Source organism: Pseudomonas sp. Tul2A7 (genome assembly GCF_054790505.1).
This window is the reverse complement of sequence record NZ_CP186499.1, coordinates 3,679,661-3,703,290: the sequence shown is the minus strand read 5'-3', so window position 1 is coordinate 3,703,290 and position 23,630 is coordinate 3,679,661. Positions and strand designations below refer to the sequence as shown.

General features: G+C 59.0%; 26 protein-coding genes and 1 pseudogene. 15 read left to right on the top strand and 12 right to left on the bottom strand.

Features of this window, described 5'->3' with window-relative positions; translation table 11 throughout:
• Nucleotides 1-112 precede the first annotated feature (112 nt).
• The 4 genes and pseudogenes from ACOYXJ_RS16645 (at nucleotide 113) to ACOYXJ_RS16630 (ending at nucleotide 3,213) form a co-directional block, all read left to right on the top strand.
• Nucleotides 113-721: a TetR/AcrR family transcriptional regulator gene (locus ACOYXJ_RS16645; protein ID WP_102900872.1), complete on the top strand. Its 609-nt coding sequence runs from the start codon at nucleotides 113-115 to the stop codon at nucleotides 719-721.
• Between the two features lie 479 nt (nucleotides 722-1,200).
• Nucleotides 1,201-1,926 (top strand): annotated as a pseudogene (locus ACOYXJ_RS16640) (PAS domain-containing protein); the annotation flags it as partial.
• A gap of 12 nt (nucleotides 1,927-1,938) precedes the next feature.
• Entirely contained in the window at nucleotides 1,939-2,520 is a 582-nt protein-coding gene (locus ACOYXJ_RS16635) for a methyl-accepting chemotaxis protein (RefSeq protein WP_460380912.1), read from the top strand.
• Between the two features lie 159 nt (nucleotides 2,521-2,679).
• The gene (locus ACOYXJ_RS16630; protein WP_460370520.1) at nucleotides 2,680-3,213 is read left to right on the top strand and encodes a DUF1003 domain-containing protein; all 534 of its coding nucleotides are present in this window, start codon (nucleotides 2,680-2,682) and stop codon (nucleotides 3,211-3,213) included.
• Here ACOYXJ_RS16630 and ACOYXJ_RS16625 read toward each other — a convergent pair whose 3' ends face one another.
• A complete protein-coding gene (locus ACOYXJ_RS16625) occupies nucleotides 3,214-4,155 on the bottom strand; it encodes a LysR family transcriptional regulator (protein WP_460370518.1) in 942 nt (313 codons plus the stop codon).
• Nucleotides 4,156-4,170: 15 nt separating this feature from the next.
• Here ACOYXJ_RS16625 and ACOYXJ_RS16620 point away from each other — a divergent pair, with 15 nt between their 5' ends.
• Together ACOYXJ_RS16620 and ACOYXJ_RS16615 are read left to right on the top strand one after the other, a co-directional pair.
• Nucleotides 4,171-4,875 (top strand): CTP synthase C-terminal region-related (seleno)protein, encoded by a 705-nt coding sequence (locus tag ACOYXJ_RS16620; RefSeq protein WP_460370516.1) that lies wholly within the window; start codon nucleotides 4,171-4,173, stop codon nucleotides 4,873-4,875.
• Nucleotides 4,875-5,180 carry an antibiotic biosynthesis monooxygenase family protein gene (locus ACOYXJ_RS16615; protein WP_460370514.1) on the top strand — a complete coding sequence of 102 codons (306 nt, stop codon included), beginning with the start codon at nucleotides 4,875-4,877 and terminating at the stop codon, nucleotides 5,178-5,180. The genes ACOYXJ_RS16620 and ACOYXJ_RS16615 overlap by 1 nt, the downstream gene beginning before the upstream one ends.
• A gap of 125 nt (nucleotides 5,181-5,305) precedes the next feature.
• Here ACOYXJ_RS16615 and ACOYXJ_RS16610 read toward each other — a convergent pair whose 3' ends face one another.
• Nucleotides 5,306-5,632, bottom strand: a complete 327-nt coding sequence (locus ACOYXJ_RS16610) for a DUF2025 family protein (RefSeq protein ID WP_108227136.1) — start codon at nucleotides 5,630-5,632, stop codon at nucleotides 5,306-5,308.
• A 221-nt stretch (nucleotides 5,633-5,853) separates the two neighbouring features.
• On the opposite strand from ACOYXJ_RS16610, the gene ACOYXJ_RS16605 reads away from it, so the two are divergent.
• Together ACOYXJ_RS16605 and ACOYXJ_RS16600 are read left to right on the top strand one after the other, a co-directional pair.
• Nucleotides 5,854-6,981 (top strand): glycerophosphodiester phosphodiesterase, encoded by a 1,128-nt coding sequence (locus ACOYXJ_RS16605; protein WP_460370512.1) that lies wholly within the window; start codon nucleotides 5,854-5,856, stop codon nucleotides 6,979-6,981.
• 162 nt (nucleotides 6,982-7,143) lie between these two features.
• Nucleotides 7,144-7,449 carry a PepSY domain-containing protein gene (locus ACOYXJ_RS16600; protein WP_007917758.1) on the top strand — a complete coding sequence of 102 codons (306 nt, stop codon included), beginning with the start codon at nucleotides 7,144-7,146 and terminating at the stop codon, nucleotides 7,447-7,449.
• Nucleotides 7,450-7,714: 265 nt separating this feature from the next.
• On the opposite strand, the gene ACOYXJ_RS16595 is transcribed toward ACOYXJ_RS16600, so the two are convergent.
• Both ACOYXJ_RS16595 and ACOYXJ_RS16590 read right to left on the bottom strand, forming a co-directional pair.
• Nucleotides 7,715-8,161, bottom strand: a complete 447-nt coding sequence (locus ACOYXJ_RS16595; RefSeq protein ID WP_460370510.1) for a hypothetical protein — start codon at nucleotides 8,159-8,161, stop codon at nucleotides 7,715-7,717.
• A gap of 110 nt (nucleotides 8,162-8,271) precedes the next feature.
• A complete protein-coding gene (locus ACOYXJ_RS16590; RefSeq protein ID WP_460370508.1) occupies nucleotides 8,272-9,894 on the bottom strand; it encodes a methyl-accepting chemotaxis protein in 1,623 nt (540 codons plus the stop codon).
• A gap of 277 nt (nucleotides 9,895-10,171) precedes the next feature.
• Between ACOYXJ_RS16590 and ACOYXJ_RS16585 the strand changes: the two genes are divergently transcribed.
• Together ACOYXJ_RS16585 and ACOYXJ_RS16580 are read left to right on the top strand one after the other, a co-directional pair.
• Nucleotides 10,172-11,194, top strand: coding sequence for a transporter (locus ACOYXJ_RS16585; RefSeq protein WP_007917764.1), 1,023 nt, complete (start codon nucleotides 10,172-10,174; stop codon nucleotides 11,192-11,194).
• A 226-nt stretch (nucleotides 11,195-11,420) separates the two neighbouring features.
• Nucleotides 11,421-13,034 (top strand): inorganic phosphate transporter, encoded by a 1,614-nt coding sequence (locus tag ACOYXJ_RS16580; protein ID WP_150795169.1) that lies wholly within the window; start codon nucleotides 11,421-11,423, stop codon nucleotides 13,032-13,034.
• A 124-nt stretch (nucleotides 13,035-13,158) separates the two neighbouring features.
• On the opposite strand, the gene ACOYXJ_RS16575 is transcribed toward ACOYXJ_RS16580, so the two are convergent.
• Nucleotides 13,159-14,055, bottom strand: coding sequence for a LysR family transcriptional regulator (locus tag ACOYXJ_RS16575; RefSeq protein WP_273917172.1), 897 nt, complete (start codon nucleotides 14,053-14,055; stop codon nucleotides 13,159-13,161).
• A gap of 120 nt (nucleotides 14,056-14,175) precedes the next feature.
• On the opposite strand from ACOYXJ_RS16575, the gene ACOYXJ_RS16570 reads away from it, so the two are divergent.
• Nucleotides 14,176-14,934, top strand: coding sequence for an SDR family NAD(P)-dependent oxidoreductase (locus ACOYXJ_RS16570; protein WP_460370504.1), 759 nt, complete (start codon nucleotides 14,176-14,178; stop codon nucleotides 14,932-14,934).
• A 119-nt stretch (nucleotides 14,935-15,053) separates the two neighbouring features.
• On the opposite strand, the gene ACOYXJ_RS16565 is transcribed toward ACOYXJ_RS16570, so the two are convergent.
• Nucleotides 15,054-15,491: a multidrug/biocide efflux PACE transporter gene (locus ACOYXJ_RS16565; RefSeq protein ID WP_460370501.1), complete on the bottom strand. Its 438-nt coding sequence runs from the start codon at nucleotides 15,489-15,491 to the stop codon at nucleotides 15,054-15,056.
• Nucleotides 15,492-15,580: 89 nt separating this feature from the next.
• Here ACOYXJ_RS16565 and ACOYXJ_RS16560 point away from each other — a divergent pair, with 89 nt between their 5' ends.
• The gene (locus ACOYXJ_RS16560) at nucleotides 15,581-16,435 is read left to right on the top strand and encodes a LysR family transcriptional regulator (protein ID WP_150795173.1); all 855 of its coding nucleotides are present in this window, start codon (nucleotides 15,581-15,583) and stop codon (nucleotides 16,433-16,435) included.
• 233 nt (nucleotides 16,436-16,668) lie between these two features.
• Here ACOYXJ_RS16560 and ACOYXJ_RS16555 read toward each other — a convergent pair whose 3' ends face one another.
• The 3 genes from ACOYXJ_RS16555 to ACOYXJ_RS16545 are packed head-to-tail and all read right to left on the bottom strand — an operon-like array spanning nucleotide 16,669 to nucleotide 18,713.
• Nucleotides 16,669-17,910 (bottom strand): RNA polymerase sigma factor, encoded by a 1,242-nt coding sequence (locus ACOYXJ_RS16555; RefSeq protein ID WP_460370498.1) that lies wholly within the window; start codon nucleotides 17,908-17,910, stop codon nucleotides 16,669-16,671.
• Entirely contained in the window at nucleotides 17,903-18,247 is a 345-nt protein-coding gene (locus ACOYXJ_RS16550; protein ID WP_008081988.1) for a YciI family protein, read from the bottom strand. Before ACOYXJ_RS16550 ends, ACOYXJ_RS16555 begins: the two co-directional genes overlap by 8 nt.
• Nucleotides 18,248-18,287: 40 nt before the next feature.
• Entirely contained in the window at nucleotides 18,288-18,713 is a 426-nt protein-coding gene (locus ACOYXJ_RS16545) for a YybH family protein (RefSeq protein WP_460370496.1), read from the bottom strand.
• A 140-nt stretch (nucleotides 18,714-18,853) separates the two neighbouring features.
• Between ACOYXJ_RS16545 and ACOYXJ_RS16540 the strand changes: the two genes are divergently transcribed.
• Nucleotides 18,854-19,339 carry a GNAT family N-acetyltransferase gene (locus ACOYXJ_RS16540; protein WP_460370494.1) on the top strand — a complete coding sequence of 162 codons (486 nt, stop codon included), beginning with the start codon at nucleotides 18,854-18,856 and terminating at the stop codon, nucleotides 19,337-19,339.
• A gap of 18 nt (nucleotides 19,340-19,357) precedes the next feature.
• A complete protein-coding gene (locus ACOYXJ_RS16535; protein WP_460370492.1) occupies nucleotides 19,358-19,963 on the top strand; it encodes a pyridoxamine 5'-phosphate oxidase family protein in 606 nt (201 codons plus the stop codon).
• A 136-nt stretch (nucleotides 19,964-20,099) separates the two neighbouring features.
• On the opposite strand, the gene ACOYXJ_RS16530 is transcribed toward ACOYXJ_RS16535, so the two are convergent.
• The 3 genes from ACOYXJ_RS16530 to ACOYXJ_RS16520 all read right to left on the bottom strand — a co-directional run bounded on the left by ACOYXJ_RS16530 (nucleotide 20,100) and on the right by ACOYXJ_RS16520 (nucleotide 22,137).
• On the bottom strand, nucleotides 20,100-20,588 hold the full coding sequence (locus ACOYXJ_RS16530; RefSeq protein WP_460370490.1) for a GNAT family N-acetyltransferase: 489 nt from the start codon (nucleotides 20,586-20,588) through the stop codon (nucleotides 20,100-20,102).
• Nucleotides 20,589-20,912: 324 nt separating this feature from the next.
• Nucleotides 20,913-21,407: a GyrI-like domain-containing protein gene (locus ACOYXJ_RS16525; protein ID WP_150795178.1), complete on the bottom strand. Its 495-nt coding sequence runs from the start codon at nucleotides 21,405-21,407 to the stop codon at nucleotides 20,913-20,915.
• 67 nt (nucleotides 21,408-21,474) lie between these two features.
• Nucleotides 21,475-22,137, bottom strand: a complete 663-nt coding sequence (locus ACOYXJ_RS16520; protein WP_460370487.1) for a LysE family translocator — start codon at nucleotides 22,135-22,137, stop codon at nucleotides 21,475-21,477.
• Between the two features lie 139 nt (nucleotides 22,138-22,276).
• Between ACOYXJ_RS16520 and alaC the strand changes: the two genes are divergently transcribed.
• A complete protein-coding gene (gene alaC, locus ACOYXJ_RS16515) occupies nucleotides 22,277-23,494 on the top strand; it encodes an alanine transaminase (protein WP_460370485.1) in 1,218 nt (405 codons plus the stop codon).
• Nucleotides 23,495-23,630 lie beyond the last annotated feature (136 nt).

Below are 23,630 nucleotides of genomic sequence, written 5' to 3'. Positions count from 1 at the left end.
GCGAGGATTAACGCAACATTACACTGCTCGGTGTAGTTTCTAGGTTGCATCAAAGCGGATGACAAGTAAACTACCGAGTGTAATTTCATCTTTTCTCTGCCGAAGCGTACTCATGACAGCTCCACAGCGCCTCACCGACCGTAAACGCGAAGCCATTATTCAAGCGGCGATTGCCGAATTCCGTGCCAACGGTTTCGAAGTCACCAGCATGGACAAGATCGCGGCCACCGCCGGTGTATCCAAGCGCACGGTGTACAACCATTTCCCCAGCAAGGAAGAGCTGTTCGCCGAAATTCTCAACCAGTTGTGGGCACGAATCAGCGCTGAGCAATCGGTCGTCTATAACCGCGATCAGCCTCTACGTGATCAGTTGCGGCAAATGCTCCAGGCCAAAGTGCAATTGATGGCCGACGAAAACTTTCTGACCCTGGCCCGAGTGGCAATTGCTGCGACCATTCATTCGCCGGAGCGCGCGCAGAACATGGTCGAGCGGATGGGCGAGCGTGAGGAAGGCCTGACCGTGTGGATTCGCGCCGCGCAGGCTGACGGTCGACTGAAAGCGGTAGATCCGGAGTTCGCCGCGCATCAGGTCCAAGGGTTGCTCAAAACCTTTGGCTTCTGGCCACAGATGTCGATGGGCCGCGCAGCCCTCGATGTCGAGATGCAGAACACCGTCGCCGAATCGGCACTGGAAATGTTTCTCGCCTGCTATCAACGCTAATCCGCCCGTCTCCTGTAACCCGCTCTGCGTGACCCTGCCAGTTGCCGCCGCATGAGGCCTGGAGGGTTGATGGCGCGATGGGTCAAGCATTGAATTCATGCTGTCATCCGCAGGTGCCAGAGTTGCGAGTGGGCCTTAGTATCGGTTTGGCGCGCTATAAACCCTTGTACAAGGATGCCCTCGACTGGCTGAACGATGTCGACAAAGCGCTCTAAACCGCTAAAAACAAGGCCTCAACACCATCAGCCTTGCCTTGAGCAAGGGCGCGGCGGACAACACCGACGCTCTAAAAGTTATACAAAATTACAAAAAATTACTCTCTTGTACAAGTTTATGAAGTTTTGTATAAGTAGCCATCTGCCAGCTAAGGAATACTGGCATTGAGCAGTCATTGCCGAATGCCGTCCGCGCATTCGGTCTGCCGGCGCGGAAATAGGGACTGAATCCTCGATCCTCCCCACTTCCAGAGTAGTGCGAACATGTTCTTCAATCGCCACAAATCCGTCATCGACGATCTTCAGCGCACCCTCACCGAACAAGCCGGCCTGCTCGATGCGATCAATCGCTCGATGGCGGTGATCGAGTTCGACCTCGATGGCGTGGTGCTGCGTGCCAATGACAACTTTCTCAAGACTATGGGTTACACCGCCGAACAAGCGATCGGCCAACCGCATCGACGCTTTTGCACGCCAGAGTTCGGGCGCAGCGCTCAGTACACTGATTTGTGGTCACGCCTGAAAAATGGCCAGTTTCAGTCCGGTACGTTTGAGCGGGTCGACGGCAAGGGCCAGCCAATCTGGCTGGAAGCCAGTTACAACCCGATCAAGGATGCCTCGGGGCGCGTAGTAAAAGTGGTCAAGTACGCGATGGACGTGACCGCCAAGGTGCAGCAGGAAAGCGAAGCCAACGCCAAGTTGCAGGCGATTGACCGGGCAATGGCGGTCATCGAATTCAACCTCGACGGCAGTATTCTCACGGCCAATCAGAATTTTCTGACGCGCATGGGTTACACCCTCGCCGAGCTGAAAGGTAAACATCACCGTTTGTTCTGCACGCCGGCACTGGTCAACAGCAGCGCCTACGAAGATTTCTGGCGGCGCTTGAACCAGGGCGAGCTTTTCCAGGGTCAGTTCGAACGCGTCGATAAACGCGGGCAAACCGTATGGCTCGAAGCCAACTACAACCCGGTTTATGACGCAGCCGGGCGCTTGTGCAAAGTGGTGAAGTTCGCCTCCGACGTGACTACCCGCGTCGAACAACACGAACAGGACGCGCGCAGTGCCAGCGCGGCGTATCACATCTCCGTGGCAACCCGAAAAGTCGCCGAGCAAGGTACGCAGGTGATCCAGCAAGCCGCCAGCGAAATGCGTGAAATCGCCGAAGACATTGCTGAGTCTTCAACGCTGATTGCACAACTGGGGGAACGCTCCGAGCAGATCACCGCCATCGTCAACACCATCCGCGCGATTGCCGATCAGACCAACCTGCTGGCGCTCAACGCTGCGATCGAAGCAGCGCGCGCCGGTGAACAGGGTCGCGGTTTTGCCGTGGTCGCTGACGAAGTGCGGCAATTGGCGGCTCGAACCAGCGGCTCGACCGCGGAGATTTCCAGCATGATCGGGCTGATCCAGAACGAGACCCGCCAGGCCATCAAGAGCATGGAAGGCACCCGGGGGCGCGCGGCGGAAGGTGTCGAGTTGGCGAATCAGGCGGGGACGGTGATTCTGCAGATTCGTGATGGTGCCAGTGAGGCGGTGGATGCGGTGAGCATGTTTGCCAATGAGCGGGTGCCGGGGTAATCGATGCAGAGTCAGTAGACCGAGGCGCGACCTTCGCGAGCAGGCTCGCTCCCACAGGGAAATGCAATCCAATGTGGGAGCGAGCCTGCTCGCGAAGAGGTCATGAGCCGCAACGCAGGGCTATAGTGAGCTTCAGTCCCACGCCCTGCCGAGTGCACCATGACCACTGAAAAACCCGCAACGCCTCACACATCTACCGTCGATCACCTGCGCTTCCACCGCCCCCACGCCCACCTCAGCACCACCTTCGGTAACGACACGTTCGCCCTGCGCGCCGAGGCGTTTGCGCGGTTCTTCGGCACGCCGATGTTTCTCGGTGCGCAAACCCTGATTGTGCTGTTGTGGGTCTGCCTCAACGCGTTTGGCGTGACCACCTTCGACGTCTACCCGTTCATCCTGTTGAACCTCGCCTTCAGCCTGCAATCGGCCTACGCCGCGCCGCTGATTCTGCTCGCACAAACACGCCAGGCTGCCCGCGACAAGGCGCAGGCCGATGCAGACGCACTACATCGGGAAGACCTGGCACAGGCCAATACCGAGCGTCAGGCCCAAGCCGCGAAGAACACCGCGCAACTGCTTGAGCTGCTGGAGCAGAACACCCGCCTCACCGAGATGACCAAAAACCTCACCGAACGCATCGCCAGCCTGACCAGCGAGTTGCACGATCACATGCGCCAGAACCCGCAGCGCTGATCACGGTAAACGCAGCGCCCGCCCCAATTCATCGAACAACGTCACCACCGAGCGCAACGCCCGGCAATCCGGGCGGGTCAGCAGCCACAGCGCGGTGTCATAACCATGCAGCGGCTCGCTCAACGCCTGCACACCCTCGGTGATCAGAAAGTCCGGTAACGCCGCCACGCCGAGGCCCGCGCGAACCAGCTCCGTGACTGACAACATGCTGTTGCAGCGATAGCCCGGTGTCACGCCGGGCAGTTGTTGGCGACGCCAGGCAATCGTCGGATGATCGGGGAGAAAGTCGTCCGGGGCGATCCAGGTCAACGTCGTCAGATCCGAAGCATCGACATTCTGCAGATAGCGCGTACTGGCACAGACCCGGTAGGAAATCTTCGCCAGTTGCCGTCCGACCAGATGCTCGGGCGGTGTCCGCGTCAGGCGCAGGGCGATGTCGGCATCGCGGCGACTGAGGTTGGCGAAATCGTTGGAGGTGCTTAGCTCAATGGTCAGTGCCGGGTAATTGGGCATGAACTGCGCCAGCGCCGGCAGCAGCAAGCTCTGCAATACCGAGTCGGTGCAGGTCAGGCGCACCGTGCCGCTGACCACTTCACCGCCCTGCTCCACGCCGATGCGCGCGGCTTCCAGCGCCTGTTCGGCACGTTCGGCTTGCTCGGCCAGCGTCTGCGCGAGAGTTGTCGGTAAATAGCCGGTGCGGCTTTTTTCGAACAGTTGCTGACCGAGTGCGGCTTCGAGACGGCGCACGGCGCGGAATACCGTCGACACGTCGACCTTCAACAACTGCGCGGCCCGGGCCAGCGAGCCGCCGCGCACCAAGGCAAGAATCAGGGCGAGATCGGGGTAATCGAGCTGATAGTGCGTCGCTGCATTGATCACTTGGGGAAACGCCCATATTGAGTGCGTGAACGCCAATCTATAGTGAGGGCCATCAATCAACAAGCGCAGGGAAATCCCATGGAAAACAGCGCCCTCCGTATCGCCCTGATCGGCGACTACGATCCGCAAGTCACCGCCCACCAAGCCATTCCCGTCGCCCTCGGGCTGGTCGCCGAACACCTCAACCGCAACGTGCAATTCGAATGGTTGCCCACCGAGCAGATCCACGCCGATACGCCGCTCGAGCGGTTCGACGGTTTCTGGTGCGTCCCCGCCAGTCCTTACAAAAGTGAAGCCGGCGCATTGCGGGCGATCCGTTTTGCCCGCGAACAGCGGCGCCCTTTCCTCGGCACCTGCGGCGGTTTTCAGCATGCAGTGCTGGAATTTTCCCGCAACGTGTTGGGTTGGGAGGATGCGGAACACGGTGAAACATCGCCCGACTCTGAACGCGCGGTACTCACGCCGTTGACCTGTTCGCTGGTCGAAGCGGTGGACAGTATTCATTTGGTGCCCGGGTCGTTGATCGCCAAGGCGTACGAAACGTCGCAGATTCGTGAAGGCTATCGCTGCCGCTTCGGTGTGAATCCGCTGTTCGAACGGGAACTGTTGAACGATCGGCTACACGCCGTGGGTCATGATTCGACGGGGGATTTGCGCGCAATTGAACTCAAGGATCAGCGGTTCTTTGTCGCCACGTTGTTTCAACCGGAACGCGCGGCGCTCAAAGGGCAGATGCCGCCGCTGGTGCGCGCGTTTGTTGAAGCTTGTGCGGAGTCACGTTGATGGCTGCCTGCTTTGCGGTGATTTTTACGTCGACTCGAACCGAGGGTGACAACGGCTATGCCGATGCGGCTGAGCGCATGGCTGCGTTGGTGAGTGAGCAGCCGGGGTTTCTTGGGGTGGAGTCGGTTCGAGGGGCGGATGGCGTGGGGATTACGGTGTCGTATTGGCAGAGCGAAGCGGCGATTCTGGCGTGGCGGCAGCATCCTGAGCATCGGGAGATTCAGGCGCGTGGTCGTTCGCAATGGTATTCGGCGTTTCATACGCGGGTGTGCAAGGTTGAACGCGAGTATCGGTTCGGGCCATAAAATAGCGGCGCATTGACGGCCGCCTTCGCGAGCAGGCTCGCTCCCACAGGGGATTTGTGATCGACGCAGATCCAATGTGGGAGCGAGCCTGCTCGCGAAGAGGCCCTCACCCTCACAGCAAAACTTCAGCCCCGCACCAGACTGCGCACCGCCACAATCTCCGGCACTTCAACTTTGCTCATATAAACGCGCAACGGCTCGGTGATGTTGATTCGGTCATCAATATTCTGATCCAGCAACAACTGAATCAACTCGCGTTTAAGCGTCATGGTCTGCGCTGTCGCCGGCGCCCAGACGAATTCATTCACAGGAATAATGCCGTCATCGGCCACGTCCATGCCGAACGAATCTTCGCTGAAGCGCACGATGTATTGACCGGTTTTGCGGTTAAGACCGACAAAACCCTTGAGATCGTCGGCAGCCTGGCAGATGAGTTGGGAGGTGATGCGCATGGTAAACCTCACGAAAAAAGATCGATGGTTTACACGCAGGGCAACTGCACGGCGCGCCCTCTGCCGGAGCGTCTGCCGTTGGCAAGCGTACTGCAAACCGCGCCACAAAAGTGCAGGAAAAATCGCTTTTAATACGTTTATGTCGGTCCTGCGATAGCACCCGAGCGTTTCAGTTGTTAAAAGGTACGTCTTTGAAAATGCCCTGCGAAAGGAACTCGAACATGCCCGCTACTTTCACCAAAAGCGCTCTGGTCCTGAGCCTGCTGCTCGGCCTCGGTCAGGCGCACGCCGCCAGCCAGACTGATCCGAAAGCGATCGCTGCCGCCAACGGTATCCCGCACCCGGCGGTGATCGCCCACCGTGGCGCGTCTTTCGATGCACCGGAATCCACCGCTGCCTCCTACAAACTGGCTCGCGACCTGGGCGCCGATTACCTGGAAATGGACTTGCAGCGCAGCAAGGACGGCGTGCTGTTCGCCCTGCACGACGACAACCTGCAACGCACCACTGACGTTGCCAGCAAGTTTCCGGAGCGCAAAGACGCCTCGGCCACCGCGTTCACCATGGCCGAACTGAAAACCCTCGATGCCGGCAGCTGGTTCAACGCCAAGTACCCGGATCGCGCCCGCCCGTCCTACGCCGGGCTGAAAATTCTGACTCTCGATGAAATCATCGACATCGCTCAGGCCAATCCGCAACACAAGCCGGGCCTGTACATCGAGACCAAAGAGCCGCAGCTGTTTCCCGGGATCGAGAAAGACCTCAAGGAAAAACTGCAGGATCGTGGCTGGCTGAGCCCGGCCGGTTCGAAACTGGCGAAAAGTGCGCTGGGTGTTGGTCAGGGTAAAGGCAAAGTGATCCTGCAGACGTTCGAGAAAAACAGCCTCGAACTGCTGGAAAAAGAAATGCCGCAAGTGCCGAAAATCCTCCTGTTGTGGGTGGGCGAAGGCAGCATCGAGCCGAAATCGAAAGTGACGTTTGCCGAATCCGGCGAGAAAAACAAAAACGTTTTCTACGGCAAGCAAGAGCCGAAGTCCGAAGCCGAATTCAAACAATGGGTGGATTACGCCAAGTCGCAAGGTGCCATCGGTACCGGCCCGTCGGCGAAGCTGACCAAGGGCGGCGACCAGAGCTATTCGGATCTGGTGCAACCGTGGATGAACCAATACACCCACGACCAAGGCATGCTGGTGCACGTCTACACCGTCGACGAGCCGGTGGACTTCGAGAAAGTCATGGCGGCCGGTGTCGACGGCATCTTTACCAACCGTGCCAGCGAGCTGTTGAAATTCTATAAACGCCCGGCGTCCGCCAGTGTTGATCAGGTGCTGAAGAACAACGGTTTCTGATCTGAAATCGAGGCGCCTTCATTGCGGGCAAGCCACACTTCCACAGGTTCTGTGCAGGTGCAGGGCTTGCCCGTTTTGTTTGGGTTTGGGATTTTAAGGGTGAGTTAAGTTGTGCCGGTTAACCTGAGGCCACTTAAACGAATCACCCCAAGGAACGAACCGATGAAAACTTTGACTGCCCTGTTTACCGCCGCTGCTCTGACTCTTACCGCTGGCCTGGCCCAGGCTGATGTTCGCGTTGACCAGATTCCTGAACTGGTTAAGTCGGGCAAGATCAAGTCGCTGGAGTCGATGAACGCCGAAGCACTGAAACTGCATCCGGGTGCGACTATCACTGACACGGATCTGGATAACCACTTCAACGGTTATGAGTATGAAGTTGAATTGAAAACTGCTGATGGCAAAGAGTTCGATGTGGACTTTGATGCAACGACCGGCAAGGTGTTGAGCAACAAGCAAGACACTTGATTGAACGCACCACCAAAAGCCGCACGATTGAAAGATCGTGCGGCTTTTTTGTGTCTGGTGTTTGGCATGGTTGATGTGTTGTCAGTGAGATTTTCTCCCCCTCACCCCAGCCCTCTCCCCCAAGGGGGCGAGGGGGAAAGGGAGCCGATCGGGGGCTATTCAAGACCTGAGTGCGCCTCGATATTTCAGCTCGGCGTAACTCGAATAGTCACCGCGGTCAGTCCCCTCTCCCTCTGGGAGAGGGCTAGGGTGAGGGAAAAGGGCATCACGCCGAGGTGCTGACCAGCGAACCGGAAGTGCTGCTGTCAGAATCCTGCAACGCCTGCAACAGCGAGGCGGTGGCGGTGGACAGGGAGGCCGAGGTGGCGGTGATCTGCGCTTGCGCGGCAGCCACTTCGGCGACCTTCGCATCAGAACTTTCCTGCTTCGCCTGGGCCGCTTGCAACGCTTGCTGCTCCTCCTGCAATTGCTTCTGCAGTTCGGCAATCTGCTTGCGCAGTTCCTTTACCGAATCCGATTCCTCGCTGCTGCTGGAACTGCTGTCACCCGCCGGCGCCGCCCCACCACCGGCGGCGACTTTACCGGTATCGGGCGTAGCTCCCGTGCTGGCGGTTGCTGAGGTAGACGCGTCGTCACCGACGTCACTGATCGAAGTTTTACTGGTGGGTGTCGTGACGGTCTGATTGATCGAAACAGAAGTGATGCTGACCATGAAAAGGCTCCAATGCCGGTTATAGATAACCGGTCATCGACACTGGCCGCATCAATTTGAGATCGACTGTGTACCGACTCGGTATCCGAACCGGTACACAGTCGATGGCGTCAGGCGCTCAGACGCGCGGTGACTTCGTTCAGTTGCCCGGACAGACCATGCAGGTTCTGGCTGGCGCTTTCGGTGCGCTGCACGTTGTCGAGGTTGGTGCTGGCGATCGAAGTGATTTCGGTGAGATTGCGCGAGATGTCCTCGGCCACCGAGGTCTGCTCTTCCGCAGCGGTGGCGATCTGACGGTTCATGTCGCGGATCGCTTCCACGGCGTGGGTGATGCGCTCCAGCATCGCGCCGGCCTGGGTCACCTGCTCGACGCTTTCATCACTGCGCGTCTGGCCGCTGTCGATGGCTTGCGCCGCGTCCACCGCACCGGTCTGCACGCTCTGAATGATCTGGTTGATCTCGATGATCGACTCGGCGGTGCGCTGTGCGAGGTTGCGCACTTCATCGGCAACCACGGCAAAACCACGCCCGGCTTCACCGGCGCGCGCCGCTTCGATCGCGGCGTTGAGTGCCAGCAGATTGGTCTGCTCGGCGATGCCGCGAATCACTTCCAGCACTTTGCCGATACGACCGCTGTCGGCTTCCAGACGACGGATCACCGTGGCGGTGTTGGCGATTTCGCCGCGCATCTGCGTGATCGAGTGGATAGTGCTCTGCATGACCTTTTCACCCTGTTGGGCGGACTGGTCAGCATCGTCCGCAGCACGCGCGGCATCGGCGGCGTGACGCGCCACTTCCTGCGCGGTAGCGGACATTTCGTTCATCGCCGTGGCCACTTGATCGGTGCGGTTGAACTGCTCGTTGGTGCCACCGGCCATGATCGTGGCGATCGCGTTCAACTCACCGCTGGCGCTGTCCAGATCACTCGCGCTGCGCTGCAGACGGGTGAAGGTTTCGGCGAGAAAATCACGCAGGGTGTTGGCGGCAGCGGCAAGATTGCCCAGCTCATCCTGACGGTCGCTGACCACACGTTCGGCCAGTTTGCCGCGGCTCAATTGGGTGACGTAATCGATGAGTTTGCGAATTGGCTCGACCAGGTTGCGGTTGACCAGCCACAGGCTCAACAGGCCGATCAGCAGACCCGACACGAGCATCACCAACAGTCCCAGCCACACGGTGCGATCGGCCTCGGCACTGATCAGCGCCGACTGCGCGGTGCCTTGCTTGCGCAACTCGGCGACCAGTTCACTCATCTGATCGCTGGCGGCGCGGTCGACGCCTTTGACCGCCGCATCACCGGCCGCCGGATCACCACCGGCAGCCACGTAGGCATCACGTCCCCTCTGATACGCAGAACCCAACTGACGATGCTCATCACGCAAACGTTCGATGCGGTTTTTCAGACTCGGCTCTATGCCTTTCTGGCTGGCCAGTTCACCAAGGAGCTTCTGCACATCGCGCTGGCGATCTTCGAACTGGCCCCAATACTTGGCCAGATCCGCCGGTTGCTTGCCGCGCAGCAGGACGTTTTTCCACTCCTGCACCTGCACCTTGAATTGCAGGTTGGCTTCGTCGATCAGTTGCGAGGTATGCAACGGGCCTGCGATCAACCGGCTGTAGCTTTGCACGCCGTTGGACAGAAAATGAAAACAGGCCAGCGCAATCAACAGCACCGCCAGCAGGCTGCCGCTCAGCAGGGCGAGAATTTGCGCTCTCAGGGATTTTTGCAGCATCGGAAGATACTCAGGACAAGGATGAGGCACGCCCGGTAAGGCGTGAAATTGTGCCGGACATCCATGTCGGCGAGCCTTGGTTCATGGCCAATGGCGCGCAACCTAACGCACCTGTGATCGGCGCGCCAGAGCGTTTCTTGAAGAAAATCAGACCATCGGTAAGTCGCTGATTTGACGTCACTTTGCCGTCACATAAACGTCATGTGACATTGCGATGATGCGGCTCAGTGAACCTGCCATTTGCACAACCGACGCACCCTCCTCGCAGCGAGCCTTCATGAACCACAGCCTCGATATCAGCCATCGCGATCCCGATCTGTTTGGCCTGCTCTACGGCTATCGCTTCCTGCCCGGTGAACGTGGCCGCGAAGTCGATTCCGCCACGGCGTTGCGCTGTTTGCAGGACGACAGCGACAGTGGCGAATTTCTTTGGCTGCACCTCAATCTGGCGCACGCGGCGTGCGAGCGCTGGATGAAAAGTCATCTGCAATTGCCCGAGGAGTTTTTCGAGGCGCTGCACGAAGGCTCGCGTTCGACGCGCATCGAGCATGTCGATTCGGCGTTGCTGGCGGTGGTCAACGATGTGGTGTTCAACCTGAGCAGCATGGTCTCCTCGGACGTGTCGACGCTGTGGGTTTGTGTGCGCAGCAAACTGATTGTCAGCGCGCGTTTGCAACCGCTGCACTCGGTGGACAAATTGCGCTCATCGGTGAAGGCCGGCGAACGCTTTCGTTCGCCCTCGGAACTGCTCGTGCATCTGCTGCGCGATCAGGGCGAAGTGCTCACGCAAATCGTGCGCAAGACCAGCATGAGTGTTGATCAGGTCGAGGACGAATTGCTCTCCTCGCGACTGTCGACCAACCGTGCAGAACTCGGTGCCAACCGGCGCGTGCTGGTGCGTTTGCAACGGCTGCTGGCGCTGGAACCGGGTTCGTTGTTGCGTCTGCTTAACCGGCCGCCGCCGTGGTTGCAGAAGGAGGACGTCAAGGAGCTGCGCAAGTCCACCGAGGAGTTTGCGCTGATCATCAACGACCTCACTGCGCTGGGTGAGCGGATCAAACTGCTGCAGGAAGAGATCGCCGCCAACCTCAACGAACAGAGCAACCGCACGCTGTTCACCCTGACGGTGGTGACTGTGCTGGCGCTGCCGATCAACATCATTGCCGGTTTCTTCGGGATGAATGTGGGTGGCGTGCCGTTGTCGCAGGATCCGGAGGGGTTCTGGATATTGGTCGCGCTGGTGGCGACGTTTACCGTGATTGCCGGGCGGTGGGCGTTTCGCAAGCGCGGGGACTATTGATTTCTCCACACGCTCGTTCCCACGCTCTGCGTGGGAATGCATCGAGTGACGCTCTGCGTCACTGGGACGCGGAGCGTCCCGGGCGGCATTCCCACGCAGAGCGTGGGAACGAGCAGAAGACCGACGGTTGGGCTAATCAGCCAAACACTGACATGGCGCAGTCACTCTGTAACATTCTGCAACGATCATGGGCGACATTCCTTCCCTCGCTCAGGATTGTCCGCTCATGGCTACTCCCTCCCTGACCGCCAGCCCCACGTCCGCCCACAGCGGCAGGCCAGCCCTCGACAAGAAAACCGGCCCGTTTACCTACGTGATCTTTTTCGCCGTGCTGGCGATGGGGATGCTGTTCACCGCCTACAGCCTGATGCACGACATGCACGAACTCGGCACGGTGGTCACCACCTGGACCCCGTTTCTGCTGCTCGGTGTGGCGCTGTTGATTGCCCTGGGTTTCGAGTTCGTCAACGGTTTCCACGACACCGCCAACGCCGTCGCGACGGTGATCTACACCCACTCGCTGCCACCCAATGTCGCGGTGGTCTGGTCGGGGTTCTTCAACTTTCTCGGCGTGCTGCTTTCGAGTGGCGCGGTGGCGTTCGGCATCATCGCGTTGCTGCCGGTGGAGTTGATTCTGCAGGTCGGTTCGTCTGCCGGTTTCTCGATGATCTTTGCTCTGCTGATTGCGGCGATCCTGTGGAACCTCGGCACTTGGTGGCTGGGTTTGCCGGCGTCGTCTTCGCACACGCTGATCGGTTCGATCATCGGTGTCGGTGTGGCCAATGCCTTGATGCACGGCCGCGACGGCACCAGCGGTGTCGATTGGGCACAGGCGACCAAGATCGGATACGCCTTGTTGCTGTCGCCACTGGTGGGTTTCGGTTGTGCGGCACTGTTGCTGCTGGCGCTGCGCGCCTTCGTGAAGAATCGTTCGCTGTATAAAGCCCCGGAAGGCAACACCCCGCCGCCGTGGTGGATTCGCGGTTTGCTGATTCTGACCTGCACCGGCGTGTCCTTCGCCCACGGCTCCAACGACGGCCAGAAAGGCATGGGCCTGATCATGTTGATTCTGGTCGGCACGCTGCCGATGGCGTATGCCTTGAACCGCACCATGCCGGAAGAACAATCGCTGCAGTTTGCCGCCGTGGCGCAAGTCACCCAACAAGCGCTGGTGAAAAGTGCACCGTTGCCGACACCGGCCGATCCGCGTGCGGTCCTTTCCGATTACGTGCGCAGCAAGGACGCCACGCCGCAACTGATCCCGGCCCTCGCCGCTCTCACCGGGCACATCGGTGAAGAAGTCAAAGGTTACGGTTCGCTGGCGAAAGTCCCGGCTGAAGCCATGGGCAACGTGCGTAATGACATGTACCTGGCCAGCGAAAGCATTCGCCTGATGGACAAGAACAAGGTCGGCAATTTCGACGCCGACACCAGCGGCAAACTGCAACTGTTCAAGCAACAGATCGACAACGCCACGCGGTTTATTCCGCTGTGGGTGAAGATCGCCGTGGCCATCGCGCTGGGGCTGGGCACCATGGTTGGCTGGAAGCGCATTGTGGTGACGGTGGGCGAGAAGATCGGCAAGACCCACCTGACCTATGCGCAGGGTGCCTCGGCAGAAACCGTGGCGATGCTGACGATTGGCGCGGCGGACATGTTTGGTTTACCGGTGTCGACGACCCATGTGTTGTCATCCGGTGTGGCCGGGACCATGGTCGCCAACGGTGGCGGGTTGCAGATGAAGACTATCCGCAATCTGCTGATGGCGTGGGTGCTGACACTGCCGGCGGCGATCCTGCTGTCGGGCAGCCTGTATTGGCTGTTCACCCAGATCTTCTGACGAACGAAGATCCCTTGTAGGAGTGAGCCTGCTCGCGATAGCGGTGTACCAGTCAACATTGATTAAACTGACACACCGCTATCGCGAGCAGGCTCACTCCTACAGTTTTGACCGGTGTTCAGGTTCAGAGCGCGGAGCGAATCAGATCGCCGAGCCAGTCCATAAACACCCGCACCCGCAGCGGCAAATGCCGTTGCCGCGCATACAACAATGAAATCCCCATCGCCGGCGCGGTGAACTGCGGCAACACGGTGACCAGTTCGCCGTTTTCCAGATGCGGTTGCATGCCGGTGCGCGGCACCTGAGTAAGGCCGAAGCCGCCGAGGCACGCCGACTCGTAAGCGTCAGTACTGTTGACCGTAATGCTGCCAGCCATCGGCAGGCGTTTAACCTGACCGCCCTCCTCGTATACAAAGCCTTCCGAACGCGAACCGAGCACGCCAACGTAATGCACCAGCCGATGCTGCGCCAGGTCCTCCAGCGTTTGCGGCACACCGTAGCGCTCAAGGTAGGCCGGGCTGGCGCAATTGACCATAGGGAAGTCCCCGAGGTGCCGCGCGACCACCGATTGATCGGGCTGCGCGCCAATCCGCACCACGCAATCGAACCCTTCGCTGAGCAAGTCGACGCGTCGATCGGTGCTGCTGATTTCCAATTCCAGATTCGGGTGGCGATCCATGAACTGCGGCAGGCGCGGCATGATCAGACGCCGCGCGAGAATGTTCGGCAGGTCGACACGAATACGCCCGGTCAGCGAGGCCTCGTCCTGCCGAAACAGGCCCTCGATTTCGTCCATGTGCGAGAGCAGATCCTTGCTGCGTTCGTACAACACCAGACCGTCCTGCGTTGCCTGCACTTTGCGCGTGGTGCGTTGCAGCAGGCGTGTGCCGAGCAGGGCTTCCAGCGCTTGCACGTGTTCGGACACGGTTGAGCGGGGCAGTCCGAGACTTTCCCCGGCGAGAGTGAAACTCGACAGTTCGCTGACCCGGACGAAGGTGCGCAGCAGTTCCAGTTTGTTCATGGCAGGCCTTTTATTGTTCGGCTGAGCCGATCAGTGATTCCGGATTCAGTCTGTTTATCACCTCAGGGCGGATAAATAAACTTCATCCCATCACCACTCACCGCAGTCGAGGAAGCCTCCATGAATCGTAAAATCGCATTGATCACCGGCGCCAGCCGTGGCCTGGGCAAAAACGCCGCTCTGCACCTCGCCGCTCAAGGCATCGACGTTATCGGCACTTACAACAGCCGTGCCGATGAAGCTCAGGCGCTGGTGACCGAAGTGCAAGCACTCGGCGGCAAAGCCGTGATGCTGCAACTCGATGTTGGCCGCAGCGAAAGCTTTGCCGATTTCGCTAAACACGTTGAGCAGGCGTTGCAGCAGACGTTCGACCGTCAGCGTTTTGATTTCCTGGTCAACAATGCCGGGATCGGTGTGCATGCACTGTTCGCCGAAACCACGCCGGAGCAGTTCGACTTGCTGATGAATATCCAGCTGAAAGGGCCGTTCTTTCTGACTCAGCAGTTGCTGCCACTGATTAACGACGGCGGGCGCATCATCAATATTTCCAGCGGCCTCACTCGTTTCAGCCTACCGGGTTACGGCGCTTACGCGGCGATGAAAGGCGCGATGGAAGTGCTGACCCGTTATCAGGCCAAGGAGTTGGGTGCGCGGCAGATTGGCGTGAACATTCTCGCGCCGGGCGCTATCGAAACTGACTTCGGTGGTGGCGCCGTACGCGATAACTCGGCGGTGAATGCGATGGTCGCCAGCAACACCGCGCTGGGACGCGCCGGGCAGCCGGATGATATTGGCGGAGCGTTGGCGCTGCTGCTGTCGCCGGGTGGACAGTGGATCAATGGCCAGCGGGTGGAGGCATCTGGCGGCATGTTCCTTTAACTCTTACTGAAAACACTTACCTCCTGTAGGAGCTGCCGAAGGCTGCGATCTTTTGATCTTGCTGTTAAAAATCAAGATCAAAAGATCGCAGCCTTCGGCAGCTCCTACAAAGGTAGGCGTCAGTTCTGGCAAGCGTTGCGCGTCATGAAGCGCTCGCGCAAAACGTCATAGCCCCAGTGATACACATAGGTGTACGGCAGGAAAAACAGCAGCACACCGATATCGAGCAAAAACGCCTGCCAGAGGCTGACCGACAGCCACCAGGCAATCAGCGGCACACCCATCACGATCAAACCACCCTCGAACAGCAGCGCGTGCACCACACGCACCCAGGCATTAGGCGCGATGTTCATGCGCGCCAGCATACGGTCGAAGAAGCGGTTGAACACCACGTTCCAACCCAGTGCCAGCAAGGCGATCAACACGGTCACCGCGCCCATTTCAAGCATCGGTTTTTGCATGATCCACGCCAGCAAGGGCGTGCAGATCAGGATGGCCAGCAGTTCGAAACCAACGGCCTGAAAAATACGTTCTGTGATGGATTTGTGGGCAGTCATGGCCTGACTCCTTGAGTGAAGATGGTTGCCATGATCTATCTTGATACCGATACTTCATAACCAATAACCATCGATCAAGGCGATAGTTGATGATCTCGCAGGAAGTACTGCTGGCATTTGTCCAGGCGGCCACGCAAGGTTCGTTTTCCGCAGCGGCGCGCAAGTTGGGGCGCAGTCAGTCGACGATCAGTGCGGCGGTGGCCAGCCTTGAGATCGATCTGGATCTGCAGCTGTTCGATCGCAGCAGTCGCAAACCGACGCTGACCCCGGCCGGGCATGTGCTGCTGCAACGCGCCGAGGCGATTCTGGCGGCCAGCAGTCGTCTGGAAATGACCGCGCGGCAGTTGTCGCAAGGCGTCGAACCGAAGCTGACGGTGGCGATTTCCGACACCTATCAGTCGGACCGTTTTGAAGCCGCGCTGGTCGGTTTCGAGCAGCGTTATCCGGATCTTGAGCTGGAATGCTTGATCGCTGAGTGCGATGACCTGATCGAGTTGGTACAGCGTGGTCGCGCGCATCTGGCATTCGCCGAAATGCAAGAGAACTATCCGCCGGATCTGGTCACGTCGACGGTGGCGGAACGCACGGAAATTGCCCTGTTCGTCAATCGCGATCACGCGCTGGCCAGGCTTGATCACATTGATCAGCAGATCCTCGAGCAGCATCGTGAGCTGCGTCTGGCGACCATCGTCAATCCCTATGACAGTCGCGGCAAAGGTCGGGTGTGGTCGGCGCCGAGTTATCTGATGTTGCTGGAAATGGCCGAGAAAGGTTTTGGCTGGGCGCCTTTGCCGCGCTGGCTGGCGCAGCGCTTTGGCAATGATTTGCTGGTGGAGTTGAAGGTGCGCGGCTGGCCGAAACCGGTGTTTGTCGATGCGTTGTGGTCGCGGCTGTATCCGCCGGGGCCGGCGGGGAGTTGGTTGTTGAGCAAGATGCTGGAATAGCGTCGCTGCCAATCGCTGGCAAGCCTGAAGTCAAAAGCCCCTCACCCCAGCCCTCTCCCGGAGGGAGAGGGAGCCGACCGAGGTTCTTGCGTCAGACATCGACCTGAAGGACCGAGTCGATTATGGATGTATAGCTACGGTTTACACCTCGATTATGGATTCACAACTGAGCTTTCAGGTCGGCGTAGTTCTACAGCAATCCCCAATCAGTCCCCTCTCCCTCTGGGAGAGGGCTAGGGTGAGGGCAATTCCAGCGCCATGAGCCGTCCTTGAATAAACCGCCGCTCCGGCTCTTGTCGGGTCAACTCCAACGCCCGCAAATACGCCGCCCTCGCCTCTTCCACCCTGCCCAACTGCCGACAAAACTCCGCCCGCGCCGAATGCGCCAAGTGATAATCCTGCAACTCGCCCTGCGTCAAAATCCCTTCAATCAGATTCAACCCTGCCAACGCGCCATCACGCTTGGCCACCGCCACCGCCCGGTTCAACTCGATCACCGGCGAAGGCACCGCGCGCAACAGCACATCATACAAACCAACAATCTGCCCCCAATCCGTCTCCCCCGCCGACGGCGCCTCGGCATGCACCGCCGCAATCGCCGCTTGCAGACAATACGGCCCAAAACGCCGCGTGGTCAGCGCACGCTCGACCAGCGCACACCCTTCGGTAATCAAGCCGGCATCCCACAACGAACGATCCTGATCATCCAACAGCACCAGTTCACCACTCGGCGAAGTGCGCGCCGGACGTCGCGACTCGTGCAACAACATCATCGCCAACAATCCCATCACCTCCGGCTCCGGCAACAACTCCATCAACAACCGCCCCAGCCTGATCGCCTCGCGCGTCAGATCCTCACGCGTCAATTCAGCCCCGACCGAAGCCGAATACCCTTCGTTGAACACCAGATAAATCACCCGCAACACACTGTCGAGGCGTTCGGGCAATTCGCTCAGGCTCGGTACTTGATAAGGGATTTTCGCGTCACGAATCTTGGCTTTGGCCCGCACGATGCGCTGGGCAATCGCCGCTGGCGCCGAGAGAAAGGCACGGGCGATTTCCTCGGTGGTCAGGTCGCAGACTTCGCGCAAGGTCAGCGGCACTTGCGCATCCGCCGCCAATGCCGGGTGACAACAGGTGAAGATCAGCCGCAGACGATCGTCTTCCACATCCTCGCCACTCCAGTCGGCCTGTTCCAGTTCTTCCAGTTGCGCCAACAGCAAGGGCTGTGAAGCTTTGAAGCGTGCACGTCGCCGCAACACGTCAATCGCCTTGAAGCGCCCGGTCGACACCAGCCAGGTGCGCGGGTTGTCCGGCACGCCGTCGCGTTGCCAGCGTTCGACCGCGACAAAGAACGCCTCGTGCAAGGCCTCTTCGGCGAGGTCGAAATCGCCCAGCAGGCGAATCAGCGTCGCCAGAATCCGCCGCGAGTCTTCGCGATAGACCTGCTCGACCCGCGCTCGAACCTCAGACATTCAACTGCCGCACCGGCCGCACTTCAACGCTGCCAACCCGCGCAGCCGGAATGTTGCCGGCGACCTGGATCGCTTCGTTGAGGTCCTTGGCGTCGATCAGATAGAAACCGGCCAATTGCTCTTTGGTTTCAGCGAACGGGCCATCGGTAATCGATAACTTGCCGTTGCGCATACGCACCGTGGTGGCGGTCTGCACCGACTCCAGCGCTTCGGCGGCGACCATTCGCCCACTGCCCTGAATCGACTCGGCATAAGCCCAGCACTCGGCGTCTTCCGGGCTGTCGGGCGATGAATGCAGCAGGCGTTCATCGCTGTAGACCAGGCACAAATACTTCATGGCATTCTCCTGAATCGGACGGATCAACTATGGCTGAAGATCAGGGAATCACATCGAACAGCGTCGCGCCGCTCATCGGATCGAACGGCGCCGACCAGTGTTCGTGGACGATTTTCCACGCCCCGCCAACCTGCCGATAGCAGGCGGTGACGCGCATCCAGCAGCTCTGGGTTTCGCCTTTCTCATTGGTGCCACCGCAGTTCGCCACCCAGTGCGCAAAGGCGATGTTGTCGGCGCTTTCAATGGCGATTTCGTGAAATTCGAAAATGTGCGGGCCGGGGCACATTTCCATGCAGTCGACCCAGTGCGCGCGGTAGGCAGGTTTGCCCTTGAATTGCAGGGCCTTGATCGCATCGAACGAGACGATGTCGTCGGCGTACAACGCCATGACTTTCTCCACGTCTTTGGTCATGACGGCGTCGCGGTAGGTGTTGATCAGGGTCTGGATTTCAGATTGTGCGCTCATGCTGTTCTCCGTGTTTTTGTTGTGAAGACACCCTTAGTCGTTCGGCAATCGGGTAGATCGACAGACGAAACAAAAAATTTCCACTGAAGCCAAAATCGCTAGAATCCGAGGCTCATCTTTGTAGGAAAAAGGAAATTCCCGTGTCAGCCCAACTCGTGCCGTACGACAGCCTCAACGCCTTGCAGCGTCAGCAAGTCGAGGCGATTGAAATCCATGCCGAGCAGATCAAATTCTCCGGCGATATCCATGGCGCCTTGCACACCCTGCTGTCGAAACCCGGCCCGGGCGTGAAGGGTTTTGCCCTGTTGGCAGACGACGTGCCAGTAGCGTTTCTGCTGCTTAAACGCCCGCCAGTGTTGCCGGCCTGGGCCGATGAACACAGCGCCACGTTGCATGCGTTGCAGGTTGATCGCCGGGCGCAGGGCAAGGGTTACGGCAAGGCCTGTCTGCAAGCGCTGCCCGACGTTGCGCGTCAGGCGTGGCCGGAGATCAAGGGGCTGGAATTGTCAGTGGACGCGGATAACGACGCCGCCATCGCGCTGTACGCAAAACACGGCTACGTCGACAGCGGCGAAGCGTACAAGGGCCGGATCGGTTACGAACGGCGCATGGGTCTGTTTTTCTAAGTCATCGAGGGTGCAAGGATGATCGACTCAATCGAAGCGCTGGAAGCGATTTACGGATTGCCGCATGAACGGGCGGTGCGCAAGCAGATCGGTTTTCTCAACGAGGATTATCAGGCGATGGTGCGCCTGTCACCGCTGGTGATTGTCAGCTCGGTGGGGGCTGAGGGCCTGGATAATTCGCCGCGCGGCGACAAGGCCGGGTTTGTGCGGATTATTGATGAGCGCACCTTGGCCCTGCCCGATCGCCCGGGCAACAACCGCATCGATACCCTGCGCAATGTGCTGCAGGATTCGCGGGTGTCGCTGCTGTTCATCATTCCGGGGATTGGCGAGACATTGCGGGTCAATGGCACGGCGACGATCAGCGCAGATCCGCAACTGCTGGAAAGCTTTGCGGTGAATGGCAAACCGGCGAAAACGGTGTTGCTGGTGACGGTGGAGGCGGCGTTTTTTCATTGTTCGAAAGCCTTCGTCCGTTCTGATGCGTGGAACCCGGAAACGCATCTGCCGCGCTCCGCCCTGCCCTCTGCTGGCGCATTCCACAAGCGCCTGAATGACGGGCAGTTCGATGCCGAGACCTACGACTGTGAAGCCCCGAAAAGAGTAAACGACACCCTTTACTAAACGCGGATTTTCAAAAGCCACAACACCCTGTGGGAGCGAGCCTGCTCGCGAAAGCGTCATATCAGTCAACAAATTGGTTGGCTGACACGGCCTCTTCGCGAGCAGGCTCGCTCCCACAGTTTTGATCAGTGCTGGGTCAGAGAGTCAGGATCATCTCGTGCCACGCCATCCCGCCGTGATCCGACTCCGACGGTTTGATGTAGGCAAAGCTAAACCCGGCATACAGCGGAATGTGCTTTTCCTTGCACATCAAATGAATTGTCGCCTTATCCATCCCGCGCATACGTTCAATGAACTCGCCCATCAAACGCTTGGCCAAGCCCTGCCCCTGATAATCCGGGTACACCACCACCGACATGATCACCACGTTCGGCCCTTGCGGGTCGTGGCCGATCAGTTCCTTGAAGGCCTCGTCCGACATCTGCACATCAAACGCCGCGCCGGAGTTGACGAAACCGGCCACCACACCATCCACTTCGGCCACGACAAACCCTTCCGGCCATGTCGCGATGCGCGTGGCGATTTTCTCGCGGGTAGCCGCTTCGTCACCTTCGTAGGCAACGGTTTCGATGGCGTAGCAGCGGTCCAGGTCGGCGGCGGTGACGTTGCGGATGACGGTGTTCATGGCGGCTCGGAAATCAGCAGAAGAAAGTGCCGAAAGCATAAAGGAATAAGGCCTGCATATCGATGCGCACGGGCGGCGTAAAGCCTGCGTATAAGTGCTTTTCTTCGTGTTCGCGGCGGGCTATTTCTCAGGTGTGTCTCTGATCACCCTTGGGGGAAACCGCTTATGAGCAGCGTTGAAATCGGCCTGTTGATGGTGTTGGGCATCAGTACCTTCGGCTTTATCACCTTGGGCATCGACCTGTTGCGGGCGCGACGGTTGGCCAAGGGTAAACGCGGTTGAAAACCATGAGGCGGATCATTGATCCGCCTCATGGTTGTCGGCTCAGGCCTTGGTATCGACCGGTACGCAGATTTCCAGTTTGCCGGTGTGCAGCTTCGGATTGAAATCCGCGCTGTAGCGCTCCAGCTCCGGGGCGTTGAGCTCCACGTAATGAGAGGTCGGCAACCAGGTCTTGTAGATGTATTGCAGGGTTTGCGGCAATTGCTCGAGCGATCCCTTGTGCTCGAACACTGCGTATTGCCGGGGCAGCACTTCGACCCATTGGTAGACCTTCTGGTCGAGGTCATCGAGCTTGCTGATTTCCACCCCGGCGATGTAATCGAAGCCACCCTTGCCATCGAAGTTACTGCAGACCCCGTAGGTCACTTCGTTCTTTTGCCCTTGGATTTTTCCCAGGTGCGGCAAGAACTTTTCCCACAGCGCCGGGATGTCTTTGGCTGTGTCTTGAGTAAATCGACCGCGAAAGCCTGCAATCAGCAGGAAGTGTCCATGTTCGAAGCGAGGTTCAGCCACTTCGACGCGTGTTTGCTCATCCATGACTCGACTCCTGGAACAAAAAAGGGGTTCGGCTGGGAGTATAGAAAGCCCGATCCAATTCGCACGATTACAGCGCGTGCAACTGCTCGACGGCGCCCGAACCGACAAACTCGTTATAGCCGGAAACGATCACGTACACCGCGAAATAGCAGAAGATCGCTGCAGATGCCATATAGGAGTAGCGCAACAGCTTGTCGCCCAGCAGCTTGCCACCGTGGCTCGCGGCAAAGCATAAACCCGCCGACCACAACAGCCCGGCGCAAAGGAAACCGCCAAGGAACAGCGCCGAACTCAGCGACCCACCGCCACCGGAACGGGCGATCAACGTACCGCCAACAGCGGCAAACCAGAGAATCGCACTCGGCGACGACATGGCGAGAAAAATCCCCCGGAAGAATTCCTTGCGATGGGAGTTCTGCCCCACTTCTGCCGTCTCGGCCAGCAGCGCTTCGTGATGAATCGCCGAGTAAATCATCTTCGCCGCAAAGTAGATCAGCAGCACCGAACCACCAATCCACAACACCCAGCGCACAGTCTCGTATTGCAGCAAAACGGTCATCCCGGCCAGCGCCAGCACCGCGTAAATCAGGTCGCCAACGCAGGTGCCGAGGCCCAGCGCAAAGCCCTGAAAGTAACCGCGCTGCATCGCCAATGTGATCATCGCAATGTTGGCCACGCCGATATCCAGGCACAGCGAAAGGCTCAGCAAGAAGCCGCTGGTGAATTCCATCTACCGATTTCCTTGGGACAAAATTGTTTACAAACGGGCTGGACAGTATGCCATCACTGACCTTATCTTCCGCCACAGGTCACCGCAGTGACCAGCGTCGCTCGGACGGTTCCGGGCGCTTACGTTATCCGAGGCAACAATGGCCGAACAAGGTTCGCCGCGCCGCTTTGCGCGCATAGATCGACTCCCCCCTTACGTTTTCAACATCACCGCCGAGCTGAAGATGGCCGCGCGTCGTCGTGGTGAAGACATCATCGACTTGAGCATGGGCAACCCCGACGGCGCCACGCCGCCGCACATTGTCGAAAAACTCGTACAGGTTGCCCAACGCGAAGACACCCACGGTTATTCGACGTCCAAGGGCATTCCGCGCCTGCGCCGGGCGATTTCCAACTGGTACAAGCAGCGCTACGAGGTCGATATCGACCCGGAAAGCGAAGCCATTGTCACCATCGGCTCCAAGGAAGGCCTGGCGCATTTGATGCTGGCGACCCTCGATCAGGGCGACACCGTGCTGGTGCCGAACCCGAGCTACCCGATTCACATCTACGGTGCGGTGATTGCCGGCGCCCAGGTGCGTTCGGTGCCGCTGGTGCCAGGCGTGGACTTCTTCGACGAACTGGAACGGGCCATTCGCGGCTCGATCCCGAAGCCGAAAATGATGATCCTCGGCTTCCCGTCGAACCCGACTGCACAATGCGTGGAGCTGGATTTCTTCGAGCGAGTGATCGCCCTCGCCAAGCAATACGACGTATTGGTGATTCACGATCTGGCTTACGCCGACATCGTCTACGACGGCTGGAAAGCCCCGTCGATCATGCAGGTGCCGGGCGCCAAGGACATCGCGGTAGAGTTTTTCACCCTGTCCAAGAGCTACAACATGGCCGGCTGGCGCATCGGTTTCATGGTCGGTAACCCGGAACTGGTCAACGCGCTGGCGCGGATCAAGAGCTACCACGACTACGGCACCTTTACCCCGCTGCAAGTGGCGGCGATTGCTGCGCTGGAAGGCGATCAGCAATGCGTGCGCGACATCGCCGAGCAGTATCGCCAGCGTCGTAATGTGCTGGTCAAAGGCCTGCATGAGCTGGGCTGGATGGTCGAAAATCCGAAGGCGTCGATGTATGTCTGGGCGAAGATTCCCGAGCAGTACGCGCATCTGGGTTCGCTGGAATTCGCCAAGAAACTGCTGGCCGAGGCCAAGGTCTGTGTTTCGCCGGGGGTTGGTTTTGGTGAGTACGGCGACGATCATGTGCGCTTTGCGCTGATCGAAAACCAGGACCGGATTCGTCAGGCGGTGCGCGGGATTCGCGGGATGTTCCGGACGGATGGCCTGACTCCAAAAACTTCCGCCTGACACTTACCCCCTGTGGGAGCGAGCCTGCTCGCGAAGGCGTCGTGTCAGCTACATCAATGGTGACTGAACCACCGCTTTCGCGAGCAGGCTCGCTCCCACATTGGTTTTGGGTGAACCACAAAATCCACCCACAAAA